The sequence below is a fragment of the Streptomyces sp. NPDC101234 genome, assembly GCF_044767525.1.
Classification (GTDB): domain Bacteria; phylum Actinomycetota; class Actinomycetes; order Streptomycetales; family Streptomycetaceae; genus Streptomyces; species Streptomyces sasae.
Genome location: NZ_JBIWOA010000003.1, coordinates 249,357 through 275,977, shown reverse-complemented (window position 1 = coordinate 275,977; position 26,621 = coordinate 249,357). Strand labels below are relative to the sequence as shown.

The 26,621-nt window shown below is 72.3% G+C and carries 21 protein-coding genes; 6 read left to right on the top strand and 15 right to left on the bottom strand.

Annotation, left to right across the window (positions count from 1 at the left end; translation table 11 throughout):
• Positions 1–29 precede the first annotated feature (29 nt).
• The 3 genes from ACIRR9_RS07710 to ACIRR9_RS07700 are packed head-to-tail and all read right to left on the bottom strand — an operon-like array spanning position 30 to position 1,848.
• Complete coding sequence (locus tag ACIRR9_RS07710; protein ID WP_403748668.1) at positions 30–593, bottom strand: SDR family NAD(P)-dependent oxidoreductase; 564 nt, start codon at positions 591–593, stop codon at positions 30–32.
• On the bottom strand, positions 575–1,468 hold the full coding sequence (locus ACIRR9_RS07705) for a M56 family metallopeptidase (RefSeq protein ID WP_403748666.1): 894 nt from the start codon (positions 1,466–1,468) through the stop codon (positions 575–577). The genes ACIRR9_RS07710 and ACIRR9_RS07705 overlap by 19 nt, the downstream gene beginning before the upstream one ends.
• Positions 1,465–1,848, bottom strand: a complete 384-nt coding sequence (locus tag ACIRR9_RS07700; protein ID WP_123979401.1) for a BlaI/MecI/CopY family transcriptional regulator — start codon at positions 1,846–1,848, stop codon at positions 1,465–1,467. The genes ACIRR9_RS07705 and ACIRR9_RS07700 overlap by 4 nt, the downstream gene beginning before the upstream one ends.
• Positions 1,849–2,025: 177 nt before the next feature.
• On the opposite strand from ACIRR9_RS07700, the gene ACIRR9_RS07695 reads away from it, so the two are divergent.
• Both ACIRR9_RS07695 and prcB read left to right on the top strand, forming a co-directional pair.
• Positions 2,026–2,946, top strand: coding sequence for a lysylphosphatidylglycerol synthase domain-containing protein (locus tag ACIRR9_RS07695; RefSeq protein ID WP_403748664.1), 921 nt, complete (start codon positions 2,026–2,028; stop codon positions 2,944–2,946).
• Positions 2,947–3,033: 87 nt separating this feature from the next.
• The gene (gene prcB / locus ACIRR9_RS07690; protein ID WP_403748662.1) at positions 3,034–3,894 is read left to right on the top strand and encodes a proteasome subunit beta; all 861 of its coding nucleotides are present in this window, start codon (positions 3,034–3,036) and stop codon (positions 3,892–3,894) included.
• Between the two features lies 1 nt (position 3,895).
• Here the strand turns inward: prcB and ACIRR9_RS07685 are convergent, their stop codons facing one another.
• A complete protein-coding gene (locus ACIRR9_RS07685) occupies positions 3,896–4,579 on the bottom strand; it encodes a phosphatase PAP2 family protein (protein ID WP_403748660.1) in 684 nt (227 codons plus the stop codon).
• 285 nt (positions 4,580–4,864) lie between these two features.
• On the opposite strand from ACIRR9_RS07685, the gene efeU reads away from it, so the two are divergent.
• The 3 genes from efeU to ACIRR9_RS07670 all read left to right on the top strand — a co-directional run bounded on the left by efeU (position 4,865) and on the right by ACIRR9_RS07670 (position 9,797).
• Entirely contained in the window at positions 4,865–7,180 is a 2,316-nt protein-coding gene (gene efeU, locus ACIRR9_RS07680; protein WP_403748658.1) for an iron uptake transporter permease EfeU, read from the top strand.
• Between the two features lie 47 nt (positions 7,181–7,227).
• A complete protein-coding gene (efeB, locus tag ACIRR9_RS07675) occupies positions 7,228–8,499 on the top strand; it encodes an iron uptake transporter deferrochelatase/peroxidase subunit (RefSeq protein ID WP_403748656.1) in 1,272 nt (423 codons plus the stop codon).
• A 137-nt stretch (positions 8,500–8,636) separates the two neighbouring features.
• Positions 8,637–9,797, top strand: a complete 1,161-nt coding sequence (locus ACIRR9_RS07670; protein ID WP_384562208.1) for a HoxN/HupN/NixA family nickel/cobalt transporter — start codon at positions 8,637–8,639, stop codon at positions 9,795–9,797.
• A 15-nt stretch (positions 9,798–9,812) separates the two neighbouring features.
• Here the strand turns inward: ACIRR9_RS07670 and ACIRR9_RS07665 are convergent, their stop codons facing one another.
• The 5 genes from ACIRR9_RS07665 to ACIRR9_RS07645 form a co-directional block, all read right to left on the bottom strand.
• Complete coding sequence (locus tag ACIRR9_RS07665) at positions 9,813–10,772, bottom strand: hypothetical protein (RefSeq protein WP_403748654.1); 960 nt, start codon at positions 10,770–10,772, stop codon at positions 9,813–9,815.
• A gap of 12 nt (positions 10,773–10,784) precedes the next feature.
• Positions 10,785–12,257, bottom strand: a complete 1,473-nt coding sequence (locus tag ACIRR9_RS07660) for an APC family permease (RefSeq protein ID WP_403748652.1) — start codon at positions 12,255–12,257, stop codon at positions 10,785–10,787.
• A 295-nt stretch (positions 12,258–12,552) separates the two neighbouring features.
• On the bottom strand, positions 12,553–13,956 hold the full coding sequence (sthA, locus tag ACIRR9_RS07655) for a Si-specific NAD(P)(+) transhydrogenase (RefSeq protein ID WP_403748651.1): 1,404 nt from the start codon (positions 13,954–13,956) through the stop codon (positions 12,553–12,555).
• A gap of 194 nt (positions 13,957–14,150) precedes the next feature.
• A complete protein-coding gene (gene denD, locus ACIRR9_RS07650; protein ID WP_403748649.1) occupies positions 14,151–15,161 on the bottom strand; it encodes a D-erythronate dehydrogenase in 1,011 nt (336 codons plus the stop codon).
• Positions 15,162–15,293: 132 nt separating this feature from the next.
• Positions 15,294–15,500, bottom strand: a complete 207-nt coding sequence (locus tag ACIRR9_RS07645) for a hypothetical protein (protein ID WP_123979411.1) — start codon at positions 15,498–15,500, stop codon at positions 15,294–15,296.
• Between the two features lie 169 nt (positions 15,501–15,669).
• Between ACIRR9_RS07645 and ACIRR9_RS07640 the strand changes: the two genes are divergently transcribed.
• Entirely contained in the window at positions 15,670–17,505 is a 1,836-nt protein-coding gene (locus ACIRR9_RS07640; protein WP_403748647.1) for a glycoside hydrolase family 15 protein, read from the top strand.
• Positions 17,506–17,508: 3 nt separating this feature from the next.
• Here ACIRR9_RS07640 and ACIRR9_RS07635 read toward each other — a convergent pair whose 3' ends face one another.
• From ACIRR9_RS07635 to ACIRR9_RS07610, 6 genes are all read right to left on the bottom strand, one after another.
• Positions 17,509–18,813: a hypothetical protein gene (locus ACIRR9_RS07635; RefSeq protein WP_403748644.1), complete on the bottom strand. Its 1,305-nt coding sequence runs from the start codon at positions 18,811–18,813 to the stop codon at positions 17,509–17,511.
• 66 nt (positions 18,814–18,879) lie between these two features.
• A complete protein-coding gene (locus ACIRR9_RS07630) occupies positions 18,880–21,612 on the bottom strand; it encodes a SpoIIE family protein phosphatase (RefSeq protein WP_403748641.1) in 2,733 nt (910 codons plus the stop codon).
• Positions 21,613–21,655: 43 nt separating this feature from the next.
• Positions 21,656–24,238 (bottom strand): SpoIIE family protein phosphatase, encoded by a 2,583-nt coding sequence (locus tag ACIRR9_RS07625; protein ID WP_403748639.1) that lies wholly within the window; start codon positions 24,236–24,238, stop codon positions 21,656–21,658.
• 138 nt (positions 24,239–24,376) lie between these two features.
• Positions 24,377–25,087 (bottom strand): 2-phosphosulfolactate phosphatase, encoded by a 711-nt coding sequence (locus ACIRR9_RS07620; RefSeq protein WP_403748636.1) that lies wholly within the window; start codon positions 25,085–25,087, stop codon positions 24,377–24,379.
• Between the two features lie 30 nt (positions 25,088–25,117).
• Entirely contained in the window at positions 25,118–25,405 is a 288-nt protein-coding gene (locus ACIRR9_RS07615; protein ID WP_365348843.1) for a DUF1232 domain-containing protein, read from the bottom strand.
• 40 nt (positions 25,406–25,445) lie between these two features.
• Positions 25,446–26,597 (bottom strand): hypothetical protein, encoded by a 1,152-nt coding sequence (locus ACIRR9_RS07610; RefSeq protein WP_403748633.1) that lies wholly within the window; start codon positions 26,595–26,597, stop codon positions 25,446–25,448.
• Between the last annotated feature and the right edge of the window lie 24 nt (positions 26,598–26,621).

Here is a 26,621-nt window from a genome sequence, read left to right as displayed (position 1 = left end):
GGCGGCTGCTCAGGGGGTGCGCGCTCGGGCTACGCCGCTCGGGGGAAGTCCGCGGCCCGGGAGGCGGTCTCCTGGGCACGCAGCTCGTCCAGGGCGCCGCGCAGTTGGTCGTGGACGCGGTCGTAGCCGCGGTTGCCCAGCACGATACGGCGGGGCGGCGAGTCCTGGCTCATGGCGTCGACCACGGCCTTGACGCCGCGGTGGGGATCGCCGGCCTGTCGGCCGTCCTGGCCGACCATGTCCACCCGCACCGTCTCCACGAACGCCCGGCAGGCCTCCACGGTCTCGGTCGCCGGCTCCTCGACGAAGCCGGCATAGGCCTGGGTGCGGAAGGCACCCGGCTCCGCGGCGAGGACCTGGATCCCGAACGGCTCCACCTCGGTCCGCAGCGCGTCCGTCATGCCCTCCACCGCGAACTTGGCGGCACTGTAGAAACCGAAACCGGGCACGCTCGCGATCCCGGCCACCGAGGACATGTTGACGATCCATACGGTCCCCCTCGCGCCGGTGGCACACACGAGGCCCCCGGCGGCAGCGGTCATGTCGCAGTGGAAGACCCCGGACGGGCTGCCGGTCAGGTCAGCGCGTTCCACAGCAGCCCCACCAGATCGCTCGTCGCGTCGGCCGCGAACAGCGCGGCCAGCGCGCCCAGCGCGAGAACGGCCGCGGCGGCGGACCACAGACGCGGGGGCGGGGCGGTCTGCAGCGCCGCGATCCTGCGGGTGACCGCGCGGTCGGTGAAGCTCAGGGCGCAGGACCGGCGGGCGTGGCCCGCGCTGAGGGCGGCGCGGGCAAGTGCGCGAGCCGTGGTCACCCGGTCCCCGACGGCGGACGCCGCCTGCTCGTCCGCCCAGCGCTCCACCAGGAAGGACACGGTGGCACGGACCCGGCCGAGCAACGGGTTGGCGGCCTCGGCGAGTGTCGCCGCCGTCACCAGACGGCCGTGCCGGTGGGTCAGATGGGCCCGTTCGTGGGCCAGCAGCACCCGCCGCTCCGCCGGTGCCAGCGCGCTCAGCATCGCCGACGTGACCAGGATCCGGCCCGGCCGGCCCGGGATCGCGAACGCCTGCGGTACCTCGGAGGCGGCCACCACCAGTTCGACATCCCGCGGATGCCCCTCGCACAGCCGCCGCAGCGTCCGCCGGGTACGGCGCTCGGCCCGCACCGCCCGCTGCACCCGCCGGACCACCACGGCCAGTGCGAGGCACGCGGCCATACCGATCACCTCGGGCACCGGGTCGGCCAGATGCCGGCCGTCCGCCCGGGCTTCCCGGACCACCGGTGGGGCGTCGCCCACCAGAGCGGTCGTCAGCAGGATCAGGGACCAGGTGGTCGCGGCGGCGGTCAGCACGGCGGCGGACGTGAGCACGCGGGCGGCCAGCGCCGGGGCCACCCGCCGGCCGATCACCGGGCCGACCAGGGGCAGCAACAGGGAGACCAGCAGCGGGGTGTAGACGTCGAACCTCATGCGCCGCCCCCGGCGAACAGGTTCCTAAGTGCCCGCTCCTCCTCCGGACTCAGCCCGGACACGAACTGCTGGAGCGCCGCGATCGGATCCGGACCCCGGTCCAGGGCCTCGTGCATGGCCTGGGCGGTCAGCTCGGCCGCGTTCTTCGCCGGCCGGTACGCGCCACGCCGCCCGTCCGCGTCCCGCAGCACCAAGCCCTTGTCGTACAGCCGCTTCAGGATCGTGTGGACCGTGTTGTACGCGAGGCCGCCGCCGATCTCGGACTGGATCTCGGCCGGGGTCAACGGGCGTTCGGTCGCCCACAGGGCTGCCAGTACTTCGCTCTCCAGCTCTCCGGCACTGCGCCGCTCCGCTCTGCCATGGGCCCCGGTACCAGCCATGGCACAACCTTACAGGCTGTAGTGCCGCTGTCCGGGTGGGCGTACCGGCGCTGCCTCGACCCACAATCTCGGTTAATTTGTCACTGTTTGTCCCCTAAGTCCATGGACGGTCCTACGAGCTGTAGGGGAACAGGGGTGGGTGCCTCGATGGTCCCGAACGTGAACGCGGTGCCCGCCATGAGCCGCCGAGGGGTCTACTGGCATGCCGCCGCCTGTCTCGCCGTGCTGCTCGGTGCGGGCTGGCTGGTCCGGCGGCACTGGCCGGTCGTGGAGCACGGGGCGCTCCGGCTCGCCGTCGCCGATCAGGGCTGGCTGCTCGTGGCGGCCCTGGCGGCGGTCGGGACCTGGGCGTCCTCCGCGCTCGCCCAGCAGGGCGCGGTCGCCCGCCGGCTCCCCGGCGGGCGACTGGTGGCCGCGCAGTTCGCCGCCTCGGCCGCCAACCATGTGCTGCCCGCCGGGGTCGGCGCGGGCGCGGTGAACCTGCGCTTCCTGATGCGCTGCGGACTCCCGCCGGGCCGCGGTGCGTCGGCCCTCGCGGTGAAGGCCGCCGCCGGGGCCGTGGTCCGGCTGGCCCTCGTGGCCGTCCTCGCGCCCGCCTGCCCCGGGCTGTTGCGGGCCCCGCACCTGCCCACGGCCGTACTCCTGGCCGGGGCCGCCGTGGTCGCCCTGGCGGGCGTGCTGCTGCTGCGGGCCCGGGTGTGGCCCCGTTGCCGGGGCGCGGTGGCCGCCGTGGTGGCCGACATCAGGGCCCTGCACTCCCGACCGGCCCGTGCGGCCGCGCTGTGGGGCGGTTCCCTCGCCTTCATCGGTCTGCACACCCTGGTGCTCATCTCCGTGGCCCGGGCGGTCGAACTGCCGCTGTCTCCGGTCCGGGTGGCACTGCTCTACCTCGCCGCCAGCGGTGCCGCCGCGCTGCTGCCCACCCCGGGCGGCCTCGGTTCGCTGGACGCGGCTCTCGCGCTGGCCCTCACCGCCTCCGGAACGCCGGCCGCCGCGGCCGCCTCCGCCGTGATCGGATACCGGCTGCTCACCGTGTGGCTGCCGTTGCTGCCGGGCCTGCTCCTGCTCGGGGTGCTGATCCGGCGCCGGGCGCTGTGACCCGCGAGGCGTTTCCCGGCGGCCCGCATCAGGTAGGAGTCCGATGTCGTCGGCCGACTCAAGGGGCCTGCACGGGAGGGGAGTGGCATGGCAGCGAACGACTACGACAGCGGTGGCCGCCTGGGGGAGGAGTTCTTCACGCCCGGGACCTCGTCCTTCGCGGGGTTCCTCGCCGCCCACCGGCCAGGACTGCTGCCGACCCGCAGCCCCCTGCCCGCCGGCACGGTGGCCGGACCCGACGCCTTCCCGCACGGCACGACCGTCCTCGCGCTGGCCTACCGCGACGGCGTACTGATCGCCGGCGACCGCCGCGCCACCATGGGCAACCTCATCGCCCAGCGCGACCTGGAGAAGGTGCATCCCGCCGACGACCACACGGCGGTCGCCTTCGCCGGCACCGTCGGCCTCGCCCTCGACATGGTCAAGCTCTACCAGGTCGAGCTGACCCACTTCGAGAAGATCGAGGGCATCCCCATGACCCTCGACGGCAAGGCCCGCCGCCTCGCCGGGATCATCCGGGAGAACCTCGGCCAGGCCATGCAGGGCCTCGCCGTCGTCCCCCTGCTCGTCGGCTACGACACCAAGGCGCCCGAGGGCGAACGCGGCCGTATCTTCAGCTTCGACGTCGCCGGCGGCCTCTACGAGAAGCGGGAGTTCCATGCCGAGGGCAGTGGGTCGCCGTACGCCCGGGGTGCCCTGAAGAAGCTGTACCGCCCCGGCTTCACCCGCCGCGAGGCCGCCCTCGCCGCGCTCCAGGCGCTCTACGACGCGGCCGACGACGACTCGGCGACCGGCGGCCCCGACATCAACCGCCGTATCTTCCCGCGGGTCTCGGTCATCACGGACGACGGCTTCGAACGGCTGCCGGAGCCCGAGACGGAGGAACTCACCGGGGAGATGGTCGAACAGCGCCGCACCCGCCCGGACGGACCGGGCGCCACGCCCTGACTCAGGGAGCGGTCACCGGTCTCTCCGGTACGCCGTTGCGGGCTCCCGGAGCCGGCACCCACCGGGCGCCCACGCACAGCCAGATCCCGAGCCAGCCGGCGGCGAACAGCCAGCCGCCGAGCACATCGGTGGCCCAGTGCACGCCGAGAAACACCCGGGTGGCCCCGACGGCGAGCCCCCAGCAGGCGGCGGCCGCGCACCATGCCGTACGACCGTGCGGGGCCCGTACCCACAGGGCGAGGATCACCAGGCCGGCGGTGAGCGCTGCCGTGGTGCTGTGCCCGGACGGGAACGACAGGCCGCTGGCCTGTGTCTGCCAGTCGGCCTGTGGCGGCCGGGCGCGGGCGACCAGTTCCATCACGCCGAACCGGGCCGTCTGGCCCAGTCCCAGGCAGGTGACGCCGAGGAGCGCGGCGATCAGCCGCTGCCGTCGGGTGCGGCCCGCGAGCAGCCCCGCGACCACGACCAGGGCGTACGGGACGAACCCGGTGCCGGTCGCGGTGAGTCCCCGGGCCACGGCCACCGCCACGTCCGGGCGATGGCCGAGGGACCAGGTGAGCAGTGTGCGGTCCAGGGGGAGCGGGGCGCCGTGGCGGCCGGTCACGACCAGGGCCAGCACGGCGAACGCCGCCCAGGCGCCGAGGCCGACGCTCCCCGCGAACTCCGCGATCCTCTTGCGGTTCATCACGCAGGCAGCGGCCCTTCCGGTGACTACTTAGGTGACGACTTCGATGACGAGTTCGGTGACTACGAATGTGTAGACGGTCTACTCGACTGTAGACGATCGTGGTCCGACCCGTGGTTCCGGGTGTGCGCGCCCCCGTTCGTTCACGGCTTTTGCCGCACCATTGCCATTTCATGACTTTCCGACTACATGGGTGTAGTCATCATGGTCGGCGGAAGTAAGGCATGCCTTCACTAAGTTCGAGCCATAGGGCGGGGACGGGCCTGCCGGGGAGGGCTGCGACGGATGTGGGACGACGCGTTTCCGAGTTTCCTGATCGGGCTGAGGGAAGGTCTTGAGGCCGGGCTGATCGTTTCGATCCTCGTCGCCACCCTGGTGCGGGCCGGCGCCAGAAACCGGCTGGCGCAGGTGTGGACCGGTGTCCTGGCCGCGATCGCGCTGGCGATGAGCTTCGGTGCGGTCCTCACCTTCACCGCCGCCTCCCTCTCCGCGACCGCCCAGGAGGCCTTCGGCGGCACCCTCAGCGTGATCGCGGTCGCCTTCGTCACCGCGATGGTCTTCTGGATGCGCCGCTCGGCCCGCAGCCTCTCCGGCGAGATCAAGGAGAAGGTGACCGGCGCCCTGGCCATGGGCTCGGGCGTGCTGGTCGTCACCTCCTTCCTCGCCGTCGGCCGAGAGGGCCTGGAGACCGCGCTGTTCCTGTGGACCACGGCCCGGGCGGCCGGTGAGTCCGCGGGCCCCCTGACCGGCGCCGGGATCGGCCTGGTCCTGGCGGCCGGCCTGTGCTGGGGCCTGTACCGCCGCGTCCTGAAGATCAACCTGACGAAGTTCTTCACCTACACCGGTGCCGTCCTCATCGTGATCGCCGCCGGCGTCCTCGGCTACGGGCTGCGCGACCTCCAGGAGGGCGGGGTCTTCCCGGGCAACACGGCATACGCCCTCGACCTCAGCGGCAGCGTCGACGCGGGCTCCTGGTACAGCACCCTCCTCCAGGGCGTCCTCAACATCACACCGACCATGACCTGGCTCCAGACGGCCGCGTACGTCGGCTACCTCGCCGTCGTCATGACGCTGTTCGTGCGGGGAGTGCGCGCATCCGCACCGAAGCCGGCCGCCGAGCCGAACGCGCCGCGGCCCGCCGCCGACCGGCCGGAGCCGGAGGCCGCTGCGGGCGCGGCCGCCGGAGGCCTGCCCGAACCGGACCGGGCGCCGGCCGCCGACGGCTCTGCGCCGCAGTCCCCGGCTGAGAAGTCCGAGGCACCGGAACCGGCGTCCAGCGCCGAGAAGCAGGGGCAGGAGCAGGAGCAGGAGCACGAGCAGGAGCCGGAGCCGGAATCGGAGCCGCAGTCGGCTGCCGGAGAGTCGGAGTCGCGGCCCCCCGCCCCCGCCCCCGCTCCCGCCGCCGACCGTCCCGAGCCGCAGCCGGCCAGGGGGTCGCGCCGCCGCCCCGCCTGGGTCGTCCCCGTGGCCGTGGTCGCCGTTCCCGTCGTGGTCGCCGGGGTGGTCGTCGCGGTCGCCCGGCCCAAGCCCAGCAGCGGGCAGACCGTCGCCGTCTCCGAGACCGAGTGCGGCAAGGGCTTCACCGCGCCCAAGGCGGGCCGCCAGACCTTCCAGATGCAGAACACCGGCAGCAAGACCTCCGAGGTGTACCTGATCGACCCGGGCACCAACGCGGTCTACGGCGAGATCGAGGGCCTCGCCCCCGGCACCACCCGCGACCTGGTGGCCACGGTCGCCGGCGGCACCTACGCCTGGCGCTGTGTCCCGTCCAGCGGCAAGGCCGTCACCTCCAAGTCCGTCACCGTCACCGGCGGCGGAAGCAGCGCCAAGGCGGTCGTACCGGTCTCCGAGAACGACCTAGCCGCGCCGCTGAAGGCGTACAAGGAGTATGTCGACCAGGGGCTGGCCACCCTCGTCGCCCAGACCCGTACGCTCGACGCCGACATCGAGGGCAACCACCTCGACCAGGCCCGCACCGACTGGCTGACCGCCCACCTCACCTACTCCTCCCTCGGCGCCGCGTACGGCACCTTCGAGGACTTCGACAAGAAGATCAACGGCCGCGCCGACGGCCTCGCGGGCGGGGTCGCCGACCCGGACTTCGCGGGGTTCCACCGGATCGAGTACGGGCTGTGGCACGGCCAGTCCGCCGACGCGCTCAAGGCCCCGGCGCAGGCGCTCGTCGACGCGGCCGCCGGACTCCAGAAGGCCTTCCCGACCCAGGACTTCGACCCGGGCGACCTGCCGCTGCGCGCCCACGAGATCCTGGAGAACACCCTCCAGTTCGAGCTGACCGCCGACACCGACGAGGGCAGCGGCACCAACCTCGCCACCGCGAACGCCAACCTCGCGGGCACCGACGAGCTGCTCACCGTACTGAGGCCGCTGCTCACCGCCCGCGCCCCGAAGCTCCTGCCGACCGTCGACGCGGACATCGCCCGGCTGCAGAAGCTGCTGGACGCCGAGCACCAGGGCGCCGTATGGACCTCGGCCGAGGCGCTCGACGCGGCCACCCGGCAGCAGCTGAACGGGGCCACCGGTCAGCTGCTGGAGGACCTCGCCCCGGTGCCGGACCTCCTGGAGATCAGGAAGTCCGCCTGATGACCGCCGCAGACCACACGCACCCGTACGACGAAGGGACCCCTCCGATGTCCGCTGCCGACACCCCGTCCTGCCCGATGGGCACGGGCCGCCGTTCCTTTGTGCGGACGGCGCTGGGCGCCGGTGCCGCGGGCGCGGTCCTGGCCGGCGGCGGCTTCGCGCTCAGCCAGGCCGGCGGCACCGCCGAGGCCCAGGCCGCCGACGCGACCGGCACCGCCAAGGTCCCCTTCCACGGCGCCCACCAGGCCGGCATCCTCACGCCGGCCCCGGCCGCCGCCACCTTCGTCTCCCTCGACGTCATCGCCGGCAACCGGCAGGAGCTCGCCGACCTGCTGAAGACGATCACCGCGCGGGCCCGTTTCCTCACCTCCGGCGGCACCCCCGAGGACCTCGGCGTCGGCGCGCCGCCCTCCGACAACGGCATCCTCGGCCCCGACGTCCCCGCCGACGCGCTGACCGTCACCGTCGGCGTCGGCGCCTCCCTCTTCGACGACCGCTACGGTCTGACGAAGGCGAAGCCGGTCCGGCTGACGCCGATGCGGACCTTCCCCAACGACAACCTGAACGCGGCCGAGTGCCACGGCGACCTGTCGCTGCAGATCTGCGCCGACAGCACGGACACCGTGCTGCACGCCCTGCGCGACATCGCCAAGCACACCCGCGGCGCCATGCAGATCAAGTGGCGCATCGACGGTTTCCAGAACGCCCCGCGCCCCACCGGCGCCCAGCGCAACCTGCTCGGCTTCAAGGACGGCATCGCCAACCCGGACGTCACCTCGGCCCGCGAGACCGACCGGCTGATCTGGGTCGGGGAGGGCCAGGGCGAACCGGCCTGGACGACGGGCGGCAGCTACCAGGTGATCCGGATCATCCGGATGCTCGTCGAGTTCTGGGACCGGGTCTCGCTCAGCGAGCAGGAGCTGATGTTCGGCCGCCGCAAGGACACCGGCGCCCCGCTGGACGGCGCCAAGGAGACCGACATCCCCAACTACGCCAAGGACCCGAAGGGCAACGCCATCCCGCTGGACGCCCACATCCGGCTCGCCAACCCGCGCACCGCCAAGTCCGACAGCACCCGCATCCTGCGCCGCGGCTACAACTACGACCGGGGCGTCGACAGTGTCGGCAACCTCGACATGGGCCTGGCCTTCTGCTGCTACAACCAGGACGTCCAGCGTCAGTTCGAGGCCACCCAGACCCGGCTGATCGACGAGCCCCTCGTCGACTACATCTCCCCGACCGGCGGCGGCTACTTCTTCGCCCTGCCCGGTGTGAAGAACGGCAAGGACTGGCTGGGCAGCGGGTTGCTGTCCGCCTGACCGCCTTACCTTCCCTTTACCTTCTCATGGGAAAGGCCTGTCACCGGATTTAGTGCGAACGATTTGCAAGTACGGGAGGATGGCATAAGGCTGTCGATCGCAGCTGCCCATGCTCGACCGAAGGATGTCACCCCCCGATGACGGCCGCCCCTGGTTCCGCCCCGTCCCTCCCCGCCCAGGCCGACGCCAAGCGCTCGGCCTGGCGCCGTGTCCGGGCCTCCATGACCCGGCAGGAGTGGACCAGGGTCGGCGGGATGGCCGCGTTCGTGCTCGCCCTGCATGTCATCGGCTGGGGGACCCTGGTCGGGATCATCGCCCCGCAGCACTTCAGCGTCGGCAAGGAGTCCTTCGGCATCGGCATCGGCGTGACCGCCTACACGCTGGGCATGCGGCACGCCTTCGACGCCGACCACATCGCGGCGATCGACAACACCACCCGCAAGCTGATGGGGGAGGGGCAGCGCCCGCTGTCGGTCGGCTTCTGGTTCTCCCTCGGCCACTCCAGCATCGTCTTCGGGCTCTCCCTGCTGCTGTCGTTCGGCATGAAGGCCCTGGCCGGACCGGTCGAGAACGACGGCTCGAACCTCCACGACGTCACCGGCCTGATCGGTACGACGGTCTCCGGCACCTTCCTCTACCTCATCGCCGGCATCAACCTCGTCATCCTGGCCGGCATCTGGAAGGTCTTCCGGCAGATGCGCTCCGGCGCCTACGACGAGGCCGCCCTGGAGACGCAGCTCAACAACCGCGGCTTCATGAACCGCTTCCTCGGCCGGGTCACCGGCTCGATCAGCAAGCCCTGGCAGATGTACCCGCTCGGCCTGCTGTTCGGCCTCGGGTTCGACACCGCCACGGAGATCGCCCTGCTGGTCCTGGCCGGCTCCGGCGCCGCCTCCGGTCTGCCCTGGTACGCCATCCTCTGCCTGCCGGTGCTCTTCGCGGCCGGCATGTCGCTGCTCGACACCATCGACGGCTCGTTCATGAACTTCGCCTACGAGTGGGCGTTCTCCAAGCCGGTCCGCAAGGTCTACTACAACCTCACCATCACCGGCCTGTCGGTGGCCGTCGCCCTCATCATCGGTACCGTGGAACTCCTCGGCCTGCTCGCCGACAAGCTGGACCTGCACGGTTTCTTCTGGGACTGGATCGCCGGGCTCGACCTCAACACCGTCGGCTTCGTCATCGTCGGCCTCTTCTTCGCCACCTGGGCGATCGCCCTGCTGGTCTGGAAGGCCGGCCGCATCGAGGAGAAGTGGACGACGGGCCTCGCCCGGCCCGCCGAGCAGACCGAGGGCTAGCCCGCCGCCCTCATCTCAACCCCGTACCTTCAGATCCGCCCGCCACTTGATGATCTGCTTCTCCGGGTCGCCGGTGTACGACCAGGGGGTGCGGGTCGCCCGCCGGCCCTGGAGGCGCAGCAGTTCCGCCGCGATGTCGGTGGCGCCCGCCTGACAGGCCGCGTGCGTCAGGTAGTTGAGGTCGCGGAGCTCGCCCGGGGCGATCGGGCCCTCGCCGCGCTGGGCGATCCAGCGCTCCCAGGTGCGCCGTACGTCGCTGACCGCGCCGTCGTGCTTCCAGTGCTGGCTGAGCCCTACCGGGTTCTGCTGTCCCTCGGCCCCTTCCACGATGTACCGGAACTCCTCGACGCGGGCGTACTGCACCAGGACCGGCAGCGCACAGCCGGGCGGGGCGACCCCTGCCGCGTCGCGGGCGAAGTCGTACATCAGGCCGTGCGTGCCGTGCCAGCGTGCGGAGTAGTAGTGGAGCACCTGGAGATGGCCCTCCACGTTGTACGGGTCGCGCCGGTGCAACTCGTCCCACCAGCGGGCGAGTTCCTGCCGGCGCACTCCGGTCGGGTAGAGGCGGGCCACCGAGATCAGGGAGACCCAGGGGGTCGGGTCCTGCGGGTACGCCTCCGCGGCCGCCAGGCAGGCCAGCACGGCGGTGTCGATCCTGGCCCGGTCCATCGGGGCGCCCCGGCCCGCCGAGATGGCCAGGGTGAACGCCCGGGCCGTCTCGGTCGCCGCCCGCAGCACCAGCGCGTCGGCGCTGTGCGGCTCGGCGGCCAGCCAGGACTCCGACGTCGAACTGCCCGCGCAGGCCTGCGCCAGCAGCCGTACCCGGTGGCCCCGGACGAGCCAGTCGGGGCCGGTGTCCCGCAGCAGTGCCCGCAGTCCCTGCCAGCGGCCGATGACGATGTCCTGTCGGGCCGAGGTCAGGGGTTCGTCCCCGCAGTCCGGGGCGAAGTCGGGGGCGAAGCGGTCTCGCGCCATCGGACTCGTACCTCAGAAATCGGTGGGGAGGCCTTCGTAAGCCTGGGCATGGACGGTGGCATGATCGTCGGGGACCCAGTCGGCCTCGACCGTACGGGTGGCGTCCAGCTTGGCCGGCCGGTAGTAGTCGCTGCCCTGCTTCCAGTACCAGAGCATCGGGATCAGTCCGACGGCCAGACCGCCGATGCCGATCGCGATCGCCGCGTCGCTCAGCTCGCCCAGCGACTCGACGAAGATCCAGAACATGAACACCGCGCCGAACAGCGGCCACACCCCGCCGAGCAGGAAGTTGCCCGCGGACTTGAAGAGCATCTTGCGGTAGGCCACGACCACGGCGAGGCCGGCGAGCCCGTAGTAGACGGCGATCTGCAGACCGATCGCCGAGATGGCGTCGGAGAGGATCTCGCCCACCGACTTCAGCGCGTTGGCGGCGACGAACATCGCCAGTGCCACGCCGCCGACCACGGCGATCGCCACATGCGGGGTGTTCCAGGTGCGGTGCACCTTGCCCAGCGCGGCCGGCATCGTACGGTCGCGGCCCATCGCGAACAGCGACCGGGTGACCTGGATGAGGGTCGTCTCCAGGGTGGCGATGGTGGACAGCATCACGGCGACGATCAGCACCTTGCCGCCCCAGCCCGGCCAGACCTCCTCGCCCAGCACGCCGAGCACGTTGGCGTCGTTCGCGGCGATCTGGTCCGAGGACAGGATGACGTTCGCGGCGATGGTGAAGACCTCGAAGAGGAGGAAGACGATGCCGATGCCGACCAGGCCCGCGAGTCCGGTCGTACGGCGGGAGTTGCGGGTCTCCTCGCTGAGGTTGCTGGTGACGTCCCAGCCCCAGTAGTAGAAGGCGGCGATGAGGGCGCCCGAGGCGAAGCCGGAGACGCCGTCGAAGTGGGAGAAGCCGAGCCAGGACCAGTCGAAGGTGCGGGCGTTGTTGGTGTGGAAGAGGGCGAGTACCGCGAACAGCAGCAGGATCGCCAGCTCGATGCCGGACATCAGCAGCTGGGCCCGGACGGTGAGGCGGGCGCCGCCGAGCACCACCGCCAGCATGATCACGAACCAGGCGGCGCCGACCACCGTCGACAGCGCCACGTTGTCGGCGAGACCCGTGTCGAACAGGGACAGTGTCATCGACCCGGCGGGCAGTGAACCGGCCACCATGAAGATGGTCGCGGACACCACCAGCGCCCAGCCGCTGACGAAACCGAGGAACGGGTGCAGGGTGCGGCCCACCCAGGAGTAGCTGGCCCCCGCGTTGACATCGATCCGGCCCAGGTAGCTGAAGGCGAGCGCGATGCCCAGCATCGGTATCGCGCACCACAGCAGCGCGGCCGGACTGGCCAGTCCCACCGACCCCACCAGCACGGCCGTGGTCGCGGCCAGCGAGTACGCCGGTGCGCTGCCCGCGACGGCCATGACCACGGTGTCGAACGTACCGAGGGCGTTGGCCTGCAGCCCTCTGCCCCTGTTGTTGCTCATGGTTGTGCTGCTTTCCGGTCGTGCAGGGCGCACGGGAGTGCAGGCCCGCGATGGTACGGGTGGGGGGTGCGCGACCCGCCTCGTACCCGGAGAGGGATGGCCTCGGGCAAGACGCCGGTCAGAAAGAAGAAAGAACTGGTGAAGGCCGTATGCCGAGCGTCGGCGAACGGTCACACCGCGTGTGTGGGTGTGACTATAGCGGCCCTCTTTGACCTTTCAAGCTGACTGACCGGTAATCACATATGCCACTTGAGTGAGCCAACTGTCACGACGGAAGCAGCGGTTCCGGAAGCTCTCAGTCCTCCAGCCGGTCGAGCTGGCGCAGCTTGTTCGTGGCGTCCAGGGCCGCGACCTTGTACGACTCCGCGAGCGTCGGGTAGTTGAACACTGCATCCACCAGGTAGTCGACGGTGCCGCCGCAGCCCATCACCGACTGACCGATATGGATCAGTTCTGTCGCACCCGTTCCGAAGCAGTGCACTCCGAGCAGCCGTCGGTCCTCGGGCGACACCAGCAGCTTGAGCATGCCGTGCGAGTCGCCGATGATCTGGCCCCGGGCCAGCTCCCGGTAGCGGGCCACCCCGACCTCGAACGGCACGCATTCCTCGGTGAGTTGGTCCTCGGTCCGGCCCACGAAGCTGATCTCCGGGATGGTGTAGATCCCGATCGGCTGGAGGTTGTCCAGCTCCCCGACCGGTTCCCCGAAGGCGTGGTAGGCGGCGACCCGGCCCTGTTCCATCGAGGTCGCGGCGAGCGCCGGGAAACCGATGACATCGCCGACGGCGTAGATGTGCGGCACCTCGGTGCGGAAGTGCTCGTCCACCTTGATCCGGCCACGCGGGTCCGCCGACAGACCGGCCTTGTCCAGGTCGAGTTCGTCGGTCAGGCCCTGCCGGCCCGCCGAGTACATCACCGTGTCCGCAGGTATCTTCTTGCCGCTCTCCAGCACGGTCAGCGTGCCCCGCGGATGCCGTTCGACGGCGGCGACGGTCTCGCCGAACCGGAAGGTGACGGCCAGATCCCTGAGGTGGTACTTGAGCGACTCGACGACTTCGATGTCGCACATGTCGAGCATGGCCGCGCGCTTCTCGACCACGGTGACCTTGCTGCCCAGCGCGGCGAACATCGAGGCGTACTCCATGCCGATGACGCCCGCGCCCACGATGACCATGGAGCGCGGGACCCGCTCCAGGGACAGCACGTTGTCCGAGTCCATGATGGTGCGGCCGTCGAACTCGACGCTGTCCGGCCGGGCCGGCCGGGTGCCGGTCGCGATGACGATGTGCTCCGCGCTCAACAGCCGTTCGTCGCCGTTCGGTTCGCGCAGGGCGACGGTGTGCGCGTCGACGAACCGGCCGGTGCCGGAGCAGAGGGTGACGTGGTTGCGGGAGAGCTGGTTGCGGATGACGTCGACCTCGCGGCTGACCACGTGCTGGGTGCGCGCGGTCAGGTCGGCGACGGTGATGTCCTCCTTCAGCCGGTAGCTCTGGCCGTACAGATCGCGCTGGGTGAGACCGGTCAGGTAGAGGACCGCCTCGCGCAGGGTCTTGGAGGGGATGGTGCCGGTGTGGATGGACACACCGCCGACCATCTCGGGGTTGTCCACTACGGCGACCCGGCGGCCGAGCTTGGCCGAGGCGATGGCGGCCTTCTGGCCGCCCGGTCCGGATCCGATGACGAGCATGTCGAAGTCTGGCACCTTGCGGAGTCTGTCAGCAGGCGCACCCGCACCGGAAGGGTGAACAGGCAAGCTTCCCGTGAAATCCGGTGCGGACCTGGGCCGTTGCCCGTCCCGAGGGCCGCGCCCGCCTCACCGCGCCCCGCCCGCGTGCTTCTTGCGCGGCGTCTGCGCCCGCGGTGCCGAGCAGTCCGAGGAGGGGCGCCTGTCCCACGTCATCGGCTCTCCTCCGGCGGTGCCTGATCGGCGAGGTAGTCCTGTACCAGGGAGAGCGGACTCGGGTCGGGGTCCAGGCCGAGCGCGGTGGCACGGGTGTTGTCGAAGACGGCGGGCCACGAGCCCACGATGGCCTCGACCGCCGGGTCGGGGGCGACGGTCACCAGGTCGGCCGCGCGGTCCCCGGCCACCTCCCGGACCGTGGCGAGCAGGTCGGCGACCGAGACCGTGAGCCCGGGAAGGTTGACGGGCACATGGCCTTCGAGGCGGCCCGGCCCGGTGCCGCGCTCGGCCTCCGCGATCCGCAGCAGCCCCTGGACGGTGCGGCGCGGTGAGGCCAGCGCGACCCTCAGGTCAGGGCTGACCGGGCAGGTCGCGGGGAGTCCCGCGAGCGGCTCGCGGACGATCGAGGAGAGAAAGCCGGAGGCGGCCGCGTTCGGGCGGCCCGGCCGCACCGCGACCGTCATCAGACGGGCGACGCGCCCGTCCACGAAACCGCGGCGGGTGCAGTCCGCGATCAGGTGCTCGCAGACGAGCTTCTGGGTACCGTAGCTCGACCGCGGCAACGGCGGGGTCGTCTCGCTGACCACGGGCGGCAGCGGCAGCGCCGGGTCGACGCCGTAGACGGCGATACTGCTCGCGAACACCAGCAGCGGCACCGGCCCGCCGTCGCGGGACTGCGCCCGGGCGGCGTCCAGCAGGGCACGGGTGGTGTCCACGTTGGCGCGCATGCCGAGGTCGAAGTCGGCCTCGCACTCGGCGGACACCGCGGCGGCGAGATGGAACACCGCGTCGACCGGGCGGGCGAACACGTCGTCGAGGCGGTCGGTGAGGTCGCCCCGCACGACCTCCACCAGCGGATCTGCCGCCGCCGGGGAGCCGGGCGGTGCCATCCGGTCGGCGAGGACCAGCCGGTCGATCGGTGCGCCCCGTAAGGTCCGGGTCCGCAGCAGGGCGCCGGTCAGCCGGCCTCCCAGGAAGCCGGACGCGCCGGTGACGACGACCCTCACGTCTTCTCCTCGACGAGCGCAGGCGTGGCGAGCGCCGGTCCCGGCAGCCCCGTACGGGCTACCCGCGCCGATCCGCTCGCCAAACGCCACGCGCCGCCGGGCAGGGTGCCGTCGGGCCCGACACCGCCGGATTCAGGGCAGGAGCCGTTCGATGCAGTTCGGCCCCTCGCGCTCCATCTTCTTCCTGGCCCATTCCAGCGTGGCCGGGGTGACGTCCCGGCCGGACGCCATCACCAGGTCTTCGGGCGCCACCCCGGTGCCGGGGGCGCTGTGCAGCAGGGAGTCCGGGGTGGCGCGGTCGTCGGACGGCCGGGACGCTTCGGGTTCTGAGGTCGACATGGGGCCCTCCTTCACGGAGCGGGGTGCACACTCTCACGATTGCCCGCCCGGACGCGCCCCGCATCCCGAACGGGCCAAGACCCCCGTCCGAGCCGGTAGCCGGTGCGGAAAGGAGAAGGGCGCTCCTAAGCTGGTAGGTGCTCGTACGCACATCCGGGGAGGCCACACCATGGCCGAACAGCAGTTCTATCAGAATGCGCCCGGCAGCCCCCGCTACCTGCCGATCGCCGAACATGGCCTGATCGGCGACCTGCGTACCGTGGCCCTGGTCGGCAGCAACGGAACGATCGACTGGTACTGCTGCCCGTCCTTCGACTCGCCCAGCGTCTTCGCGGCCGTGCTGGACGCCGAGCGCGGCGGCTTCTTCGCGCTCGCCCCGGCCGTACCGGCGCGCACCAAGCAGTTCTACTTCCCCGACACCAATGTGCTGATCACCCGGTTCTTCACGGACGACGGCGTCGGAGAGGTCCAGGACTTCATGCCGGTCACCGGCGAGTCCGACGAGTGCGAGCGGCACCGGCTGATCCGCCGGGTGCTCTGCGTGCGCGGGACCGTCCCCTTCCGGGTCCGGGTGGCGCCCCGCTGCAACTACGGCGCCGACCCGCACACCCTGCGCATGGGCGGTGACGCTGCCCTGTTCGAGTCCGAGTCGATGTCCCTGGCGCTCACCTCCACCGTGGTCATGGAGAGCGACGGCCCGGACGCCCGCGCCGACTTCAAGCTCGCCGAGGGCGAGTCCGCCGTCTTCGCCCTCGACCAGGCCGGCGAGCACATCGCCCCGCGCGGCTGCGCCCGCACCGAGGCCGAGCTGCAGTTCGAGGCCACCGTCTGCTACTGGCGGCGCTGGCTGCACAAGTCCCGCTACCGGGGCCGCTGGCGCGAGATGGTGCACCGCTCCGCGCTGACCCTGAAGCTGCTCACCTTCGCGCCCACCGGCGCCATCGTCGCCGCGCCCACCACCAGCCTCCCCGAGCAGTTCGGCGGCGAACGCAACTGGGACTACCGCTACGTCTGGATCCGGGACGCCGCTTTCGCCGTCTACGCCCTGCTGCGGCTCGGCTTCAGCGGCGAGGCCGAGGCCTTCATGAAGTTCGTGACGACCTTCATCAGCCCCGGCGACGGCTTCGCCTCCGGCCCGCTGCAGATCATGTACGGCATCGACGGCCGCTCCGAACTGCCCGAACGCGAGCTCCCGCACCTGGAGGGCTACTGCGGATCGGCCCCGGTACGGGTCGGCAACGGCGCGGCCGGCCAGCTCCAGCTGGACATCTACGGCGCCCTCATCGACTCGATCTACCTCTACGACAAGTGGGCCCAGCCCATCTCCAGCGCCCAGTGGGACGACGTCACCCGCCTCGTCGACTGGGTCTGCGACCACTGGGACCAGCCCGACGAGGGGGTCTGGGAGACCCGTGGCGGCCGAAAGAACTTCCTCTACTCGCGGCTCATGTGCTGGGTCGCCATCGAGCGCGCGATCCGCCTGGCCAACCGGCGCGGCCTGCCCGCCGACCTGCCCCGCTGGCGGCAGTCCCGCGACGCCATCTACCGGTGGATCATGGACCGCGGCTGGTCGGAGCGGCGCGGCGCCTTCGTCCAGCACGAGGGCGGGGACGTCCTGGACGCCTCGCTCCTGATGATGCCCCTGGCCAAGTTCATCGCTCCGACGGACCCCAAGTGGCTGTCCACCCTGGACGCCCTGACCGAGGACCTGGTCTCCGACTCCCTCGTCTACCGCTACGACCCGCAGGCCAGCCCCGACGGACTCCGCGGCGACGAGGGCACCTTCTCCATCTGCTCCTTCTGGTACGTCGAGGCCCTGGTGCGCGCCGGACGTCTGGACGACGCCCGGCTCGCCTTCGAGAAGATGCTCACCTACGCCAACCATCTCGGCCTGTACGCCGAGGAAATCGGCCGCACCGGCGAGCAACAGGGCAACTTCCCACAGGCGTTCACCCACCTCGCCCTCATCAGCGCCGCGTTCAACCTGGACCGGGCGCTGGGCTGAGCGTCAGGCGAACCGGGAACTGCGCACCGGCCCGGACGACTTGATCCGGGCCCGGTCGCCCCGGAGCCAGGTGTCCCGGACGGAGCCGGCGAACGCGGCGAACGCCTCGTCCGTGTCGGCCGGGCCCTCGCCGTCGCCCTCGTCGGGGGTGGCTTCGGCCCCGGCGATCTCGTCGGCCAGCTCCTCCTCCGGGCGGTCGTCGGCCGGCTCCTGATGCCTCTCGCCGTCCTCGCCGAACCGCAGCCGCTCGCCCCACGGGGCCACCACCACCTGGTGCAGCAGCCCCACGCTGTCGGCCGCGACGGCCGGGGTGTCCGTCCAGGAACTCGCGTGCTCGTGCAGCACCTGACCCGGGGCGCGCTCGAAGAGACCGCCGATGATCTCGGGGCCCGCGGGATGCCCGGCCAGCTCGTCGAGGTCGTACGCCACGACGACGGTGTCCGGGCATCCCGCCTCGAACGGCACGGCCGGCAGCCGCAGCACCTCGGCGGCGGCCAGACCCAGGATCCGTGAGCCGCGGTCGGGCAGCAGGGACACCGAGCGAGGGCTCTCCCCCGTAGCGGCCAGGAGGGTCTCCAGCCGGCGCAGGCCGCGCAGACACAACTCCGGGGTGTCCTGGAGGTAGGCGTACCGGCCCGCCATGCCGGCGTCGAAGCCGAACGGCGAGAGCGTAGCGAGCACCTGACCGCCGATCACGTACTGCCAGTCCCGCAGTCCGGACGGTTCGCCCAGGGCGGCGGCGCGCTCCAGCATCCGGGTCTGGCGCGCCTGCGGGGGCCGCCACTGCTCGTCCTCGGGGTCCGGCAGCAGCGCGTGCTGACGGCGGGCCAGGTCCAGGTCACCCGCCATGATCGCGTTGTACACCAGCAGATACCGGTCCGGCCAGTCGGCGAACTCTCCCTCGCGCAGGGCCAGTTCGGCGGCGGCCTCCTGGTGGCGCTCCTCGCGCTCGTATGCCGACACCAGCTCCCGCAGGACCATGAGGGAACCCGGGTTGTGACTCAGCACCGTGCGCAGCGGCGGGATCGCCAGGAAGGACAGGCTGCGTTCGACGCACGCGTACCCGAAGCCGAAGAGGCTGTTGGCGTCGCCGGGCTCGGCGGCCAGCGCGGCGGCGGCCTGTTCGAGGTCGTCGAAGCCGGCGCTCCGGGCGGCCCGCTCCACCACGAGGGCCACCTCGGCGATCGGCGCCTCCTCCCCGGCGGCCCGCAACTGCCGTACGGCTCCCGGGAGATCCCCGGAGTCCAGGCACTCCCAGGCCTTGGTGAGTTCGGCGGACCTGGGGCGACGGGCGCGGCGCGAGAACATGCCGGAGATCATCACCCATGCGATGACGTGTCTTCAACACATTTGTGCGAGGGGTGTCTCCCTGGCTCAGGGCAGCGGCTGCTCCGCCCAGATGACCTTGCCGGCGGGGGTGTACCGGGTGCCCCAGCGTTCGGCCATCTGCGCGACCAGGAACAGGCCCCGGCCGCCCTCGTCGGTGCTCGCCGCGTACCGCAGATGCGGCGAGGTCGTGCTGCCGTCGGAGACCTCGCAGATCAGCGTCCGGTCGCACAGCAGCCGTACCCCGATCGGCTCGCGGCCGTAGCGGATGGCGTTGGTGACCAGCTCGCTGAGGATCAGCTCGGTGATGAACGACAGCTCGTCCAGGCCCCAGTGCGCGAGCTGCCGGGTCACCTTGGACCGGACCTCGGAGACGGCCGCCGGGTCGGCCGGCACCTGCCACTCGGCCACCCGGTCCGCGGTGAGCGCCCGGGTGCGGGCGACGATCAGCGCCACGTCGTCGTTGGGGTGGGCCGGGAGCCGCTCCAGGACGGCCGCGCAGGTCTCCTCGGGCGTGCTGCCCGCCGCCGACTCCAGGGCGCCGGCGAGCAGTTCGAGCCCCTCGTCGATGTCCCGCCGCCGGTCCTCGACCAGTCCGTCGGTGTAAAGGACCAGACTGCTGCCCTCGGGCAGCTCCGACTCGGCCGTCTCGAAAGGCAGTCCGCCGAGCCCCAGGGGCGGTGCCGCCGGGACGTCCAGGAACTCCACGCTGCCGTCCGGCTTGAGGAGGGCCGGCGGCGGATGACCGGCCCGGGCCACCGTGCAGCGCCGCGAGACGGGGTCGTAGATCGCGTACAGGCAGGTCGCGCCGGTGATCGTGGCCGCGTTGTCCGCCGGGGTCTCGTCCTGGTCGATACGGCCCACCAGCTCGTCCAGCAGGCCCAGCAGCTCGTCCGGCGGCAGGTCCAGCGCCGCGAAGTTGTGCACGGCCGTGCGCAGCCGCCCCATGGTCGCCGCCGCGTGCAGCCCGTGGCCCACGACGTCCCCGACCACCAGCGCCACCCGGGCCCCGGACAGCGGCAGTACGTCGAACCAGTCGCCGCCCACGCCCGCCTGCGCCGGCAGATAGCGATACGCGATCTCCAGGGCGCTCTGCTCGGGCAGGCGACGCGGCAGCAGACTGCGCTGGAGGGTCACCGCCATGCTGTGCTCGCGCGTGTAGCGGCGGGCGTTGTCGATGGAGACGGCGGCGCGGGCCACCAGCTCCTCCGCGAGGGCCTGCTCCTCCGTGTCGAACGGCATGAGCTTCTCCGAGCGGCAGAAGTTGGCGAGGCCCAGCACCAGGTTCCCGGCCCGCAGCGGCACGCTGATCAGCGAGTGGATGCCGAACTCCAGGATCCGCCCGGTCAGTTCCACGTCCTGGGCCCGCCAGCCGGGCGAGTCCCGCAGCCGGGGCTCGATCACGGACTCGCCGGTCTCCAGACTGCGGCCCTGCGGCGAGGACGGCACGAACTGGAACCGTTCGCCGAGCGGGTACAGCGGAGCGTCCTTGCGGATCCCGGTGACCGCCACCCGGCGCAGCGCGTCCCCGGGCTTCGGCTCCTCGCCCTTGAGGATCGCGTCGTACAGGTCGATGGTGACGTAGTCCGCGAACCGGGGCACGGCCAGCTCCGCCAGTTCCTCGGCGGTGCGGGTGACGTCCAGGCTGGTGCCGATGCCCACGCCCGCGTCGTACAGCATGTTCAGACGCTCGCGGGCCACCTCGGCGCGGCCGGACAGGGCGCGCAGCTCGGTGGAGTCGCGCAGGGTGATGACGCTGCCGGGCGGGCCGCCGTGCACCGCGATGGGCCGCTGGTTGACCGCCAGCAGCCGGTCCTTGACCAGGTGCACCTCGTCGGTGGCCACCCGGCCCGAGGCGATCAGCTGCGCCGTGTCGCTGTCCAGCCCGAGGTCCAGGACCCGGCGGCGCTCGGCGTCCGCGGGCAGGTCGAGCAGGCGTTGCGCCTCGTCGTTGGCGAGCATCAGCCGGCCGTCGCCGCCGACGATCAGCACGCCCTCCCGCACGGAGTGCAGCACCGCGTCGTGGTGCTCGTACATGCGGGTCATCTCACCCGGGCCGAGGCCGTGCGTCTGGCGCAGCAGCCGTCGGCTGACCAGCGCCGTCCCCGCCGTCGCCAGGGCCAGACCGGCCGCGGCCGCGGTCAGCAGCAGCGGCAGCTGCTGGTCGGCGGCGCCGCCCACGTGCGCGGTGGTGATGCCGGCCGACACCAGGCCCACCACCTTGCCCGCGGAGTCCTTGACCGGCACCACGGACTGCACCAGCTCCCCGATGGTGCCGTGCACCTCCTGGGAGACCGTCCCGCCGGCCAGCGCGGGTCCGATGTCCCCGACGAACTTCTTGCCGATGCGGTTCGGCTTGGGGTGCGTGTACCGGATCCCGTCGGTGTTCATGACAACGATGAAGTCCACGCCGGTCGCCTTGCGGGCCGCCTCGGCCTTCGGCTGCAGTACGGACGTGGGGTCCGGCAGTTGCAGCGCCGCCGCCGTGCCGGGTGCGTTGGCGAAGGTCTGGGCGACCGCCAGGGACCGGTTGCGGGCCTCGTTGCTGCTGTCGTGCCGCACCTGGAGCACCTGGGCCACCACGGCCGACACGACCAGCAGCAGCACGATCACCACCTGCAGCATGAACACCTGTCCGGCCACGCTGCGTCCGCCGACGACCGATTTCAGCCGTCCGGCCCGGCCCTGGCCCGCTGTCTGCTCATGCTCGCTGAGCGGGACGTGCGGGCTCCCGGAACCACGGGGCGGCCGAATGACGGACCGGCCGGGCTGACGGACCATGAGCCCATGTCTACACTGCCAGGCCCCGCGAGGCGAGAGCGTCTCAAGAGGTAACCGGCTTGATACCCCGTTGTGCCGTGTCACCGGCGCTGCTCGGGCGCCGGGTGGCGAGCAGCAGCGCCACGTCGTCCGGGCGGTCGGTGGCGTGCCGGGCCCCGGCGGTGAGCCGGTCCGCCACCCCGGCGAGCGAGCGGCCGCCGCGCCGTCCGGGCAGCGCCCCGGCCTTCGCCAGCGCCACCCGCAGCGCCGTGATGCCGTCGTCGATATCGGCACCGGGCCGCTCCACCAGCCCGTCCGTGTACAGGGCGAGGATCGCGTCCGGCGCCAGCTCCAGCTCGGTCACCGGGTAGCGGGCCCGCGGGTCCACGCCCAGCACGACGCCGCCGGGTATCTCCAGGACCCGGGTGCGGCCGTCCGGGGCACGCAGCAGTGGCGGCGGATGACCGGCCCGAGCGATTCGGGCGTGCCCGGTGGCGGGGTCGAGGCGCAGATAGCAGCAGCTGGCGAACTGGCCCGGGTCGAGGTCGATGAGCAGATGGTTCGTGCCGCTCAGCACCTCGTCGGGCGGCCGGTCACCGAGCGCGAACGCGCGCACCGCGCTGCGCAGTTGGCCCATGGTGGCGGCCGCCTGCACGCCGTGCCCCTGCACGTCGCCGATGACCAGGGCGAGACCGTCGCCCGCCTCCACGACGTCGTACCAGTCGCCGCCCACGTCCATGCCCTGGGTGCCCGGCAGATACCGGCCGGCGGTCTCCACCAGCGGATGCGTCGACAGCCGGCGGGGCAGCAGCGCCTGCTGGAGCCCGCGGGCGAGGGCGGCCTCGGTGTCGTAGCGCTGGGCCTTCTCCATCGCGTGCGCTATCAGGCCCGCGAGCGCCGTGAGGACGGTGCGCTCCTCGGTGCTGAAGCCGCGATCGACGTCGAAGCCGAGGATGCAGGAGCCGACCGGACGGCCGGAGGCGATCAGCGGCAGGAAGGCGCGGGCGCCCTCGGAGGCGTCCAGCGGGATGCCGGGGTAGGAGTCCGCCAGCTGCCGCATCGACTCGAAGAACAACGGCCTCCCGCTGGTGAGGGTCTCGACTCCGGGCAGGTGGGCGTCCAGGCCGACGCCGTCGAAGGGGGCGAGGAAGCCCGGCGGGAAGCCGTTCTCCCAGGCCAGGTAGAAATGCCGGTCCTGGAGCAGGTAGATGGCCAGCCGGCCGCCGCCGAACGCCGGGAGCAGCTCCTGCGTCACCACCTCGGACACCTGCCGGGCGGTCACGGCGTCGGTCAGCGCGATGGCCAGGGCGATCGGCCGGTACAGCGGAGCCATCGAGGGCCGACTGCCCGGCCCGGCCCGGCCCGCCTCGCCGGTTTCGCCCGCCGCTCCCGCTTCTTCTCCCGGCTCGCCGGCCTCGCCCGGCTCGGGCCGACGGGGCAGATGCAGGGCCGGGTCGATGCGGTTGGCCGGGACCACCGTGCAGGTGACCAGGTCCGGGCCCGGGTGCAGGGACAGTGCGAGCCAGTCGCCTTCGCCGGTGTCCTCGTGGCGGACCTGGAAGTGCACCGGGCCCGGGGCGAGCAGCGCGCCGCGCCAGTGGTCGTCGTACGGCGGCCCGCTCAGCCACGGCATGCTCTCCCACACGGGCCGGCCGAGCAGCTCGGCGCGCGGCCGGCCCGCCAGACGGGCGGCGGCCGGGTTGACGTAGAGGACGAGCCCCGTGCGGTCCAGGCAGAACACGCCATGGGGGAGCAGATCGGCCGCGCCGTCGGCGGAGGCGGCCGGGCCCGGGTCGACGACGATTCCGGAGACCAGGCTCGGATCGGCGGCACCGGGCGGCGGCCACAGCTCCAGCAGCCGTGCTGCGCCGTCCCCGGCCCGTACCCGCAGCGGGGACACCGGGGGCTTGCCGGCCGCGGTCTCACGCAGCGCGGTGAGCACATGGGGGGCGTCGGCGGGCGCCACGGCCGCCGCCAGCTCCGCGCCGGTGCCGGGGAAATCCTCCGGTGCCATGCCGAGCAGGGCGTGCAGCCGGTCGTCCGCGCGCACCGCCGAGGTGGCCGGGTCCCAGGTGAAACGACCCACCCGGGCCGGCCCGGGATGCCTCGCCGGCGGCCGTACGCACACCGGCTCGCCCTCCCAGGCGACCGCCGCGTCGCCCTCCTCGGCCACCAGCTCGCGCAGCCCCGCACCCAGGTCCTCGGCCAGCCGGCACAGCCGGTCCAGGTCGGGCAGCTCGTCCACCGTGTCCGGGGTCGCCGGACGCAGCACGGTGAGCACCCCGAAGGACGGGTCCGCCCCGGGCACGGGTGTGTACACCGACCCGAACTGGAACGGCAGGCCGGCCGCGAACTGGGGGTAGCGGCGCACCATCTCGGTGGCGTTGGGCAGCACCACCCGGACCCCGAGCCGGTAGGCGTCCGCGACCGGGAACGGCCGGTCCACCTGCAGCCGCCACCACGGCCGGAACAGCTGGCCGGGCAGCCCGAGGAGCGTCGAGAGCCGCAGCAGGCCGGGCGTGCCGGTGCGCAGGTACACCCCGGCGACGTGGCCGCCCGCCGCGCCCAGGGCGCCGGTCGAGGCGTCGACCAGCAACGCGGTCAGCCGTTCACGCGCCCGGCCCACGTGCTCCCCGCTCCCAGTCATCCGGTCCTACCTCGTCCGTGCACCGCCGGGTGGGTGACACAGCAAGAATGCGTCAGGACGGCCTGGAATCGCACCTCCGCGGCACGGATTCGGTACAGGCAGTCGGCGTCGAAGGTCAGGGAAGTGTGCACCGGCGGCTCATCCGAGGGGGCCGAATACGGCCGGATCACCGGAAACCTGGCGCAGCACCAGGTGTCCGTCCTCCAGGGCGGCCGCCATCGCGAACGGGAAGGTGTCCGCTTCCAGGCACAGTGGTACGTCCTCGGGGTCGACGCCCTCCCAGCCGAGCCGCACGCCCTCGGCGAGCCGCGCGGCCGCGCCGGAGTTCCGCGCCCGCTCCACGAACGGGTCCGGGGCCACGGTGTCGTCGGCGACGCGCTCCGCGATGTACTGGGCGCAGGCCAGGTCCTCGTCGGCCCGCCCGCCGTCCCCGGTGACGACGAAGGTGACCGAGTCCGGCCGCTCCTGCCGCAGTACGGCGGCGGTGGCCTCGGCGACCACGAAGCTCGCGCACAGCAGCAGCCGGGCGCCCGCGACGGACAGCGCCCCGACCGTCCCGGCGGTCGTCTTCTGTACGACCGTGCGGCCCGCGACGTCCAGCGAGCGCAGCCGGGCCGGTGAGTTGGCCAGATCAAAGCCCGGCACCACCGGACCGTCCTGGAAGGCCAGCCAGCCGGGGTTACGGGCCTTCAACTCAAGGGCCTCGTCGAGGGTTTCGGCGAAGACGATCCGCTCGGCGCCCCGCCGGAAGGCCCAGGCGGTCACCGTGAAGGCGCGCATCACGTCGATGACGACGGCGACATCGGGCGTCGAGGAGAGACCGGAGACACCCGTGAAGGTGGATCGCATCGCCCCATCATGCCCTGGACGCCTCGGAGTTCAGAGCTCGGGGTCCTCCGAGGGCAGCACCCGGGCCGCCCGCATCGAGCGCAGGGCCAGCAGCAGGACGCCGATGTCGTCCAGGTAGATCGGGTCGGGCAGCAGGTCGGTCGGCAGCACCAGATACAGGACGGCACCCCAGAAGATCCAGCGCGGGCCGGTCGGCAGCCCGGCCCGGCGCAGCGTGCGCCGGGTGCGGACCAGCCGTACCAGCACGGCGATCGCCCCGGCGAGCAGCGCCGCGGCGACGAGCGCGCAGATCACGAGCACGGTCGTGGTGGTGTCCATGGCTGTCCTGTCGTCCGGCCCCGATCCGGCCCGGGGTCTGTCACTGGTCCGTCTTCCCGGTTTCTTCCTCGGGCATGGCAGCCGGCCCGGCACTCTCCTTCGGGGGCCGCAGTCCCTTGAAGACGCGGGTCAACTGCTGCAGGGGCGAGGCGGTCTGGGGCAGGGGTGCGAGGGGGGCGGGGGTGTCGCGGAGGGCGGCGAGCGCCTCATGGGCACGCTCGGCGGACTCCCGGTACAGATCCCGCGACCTGGTCATCGCCTCCAGCGCCTCGGAGTACTGCGCGACGAGTCTGCGCTGGCGGTCGAGCTGCTCCTCCAGCGTCATCAGGGTCCAGTTGTCGCGCAGATCGGCCAGCGCCTCCTCGGCACCCTGTGGGGCCGGCTTGGGGAGCGCGGTGAACCGGCTCACGGCGGCGATCAGTTCGGTGGGCTCCGAGCCGTCCAGGAAGACGCTGCGCACCGCGAACTCCTGCGCGTCGTACCCGGACGGTGCCGGGTCCGGGGGCAGCAGGACGGCGCCACCGCGCGGCACCTCGACACCGAGGTCGCGCACCGCCCAGTTCACGGCACGGAACTGCTGGGGCGTGGCCCGGTGTTCCACGACGCGGTGGACGAGGCCGGGCGGCAGCCGCCGGACCAGTGGCAGCCGGCCGAGCGTGTCGGGCGTCATCGCCTCGTGCACGACGAGGTTGACGCACCAGGCGTCCTTCGCGGCGTCGCGCAGGTCCCGGCGCATGTCCTTGTCGTCGGCGGGCAGCGGGTTGACCGTGCGCAGCCGCAGGCCCGCGACGGCCGGGTGGTAGTCCCAGGCGGCCTCGCCGCCGTCACCGGCCTCGTCCCCGTCCGGCCAGAACATCGTCGCCGGGGAGGGCCAGGCGTCGTCCCAGGGCCGCTCGGCCTCGGCGACCAGCTGCCACTCCCGCCCGGCCGCCTGCCGGCCGAGCGTCGATACGAGCGTCAGCCGGGCGCGGACCGTGACCGCGCCGTCGTCGACGCGCCAGCGGGCTTCGAAGACCCGCCGGTCGGGATCCTCGGGTACGGGGGGTTCTGCGAAGTCGTCGAGGGCGCCGGTCTCCTTGCGGCTGCGCAGGATCCGGCGGATCACCTCCTCGGAGTCCGGGCCCGTGTGGCGCCCGCGGGCGGGCCAGACGGTCGGCGGAAGGACGGCACGGTCGGTGGCGGAGTTCGACATGGGCCAATCTGCTGGTCGGAGCGG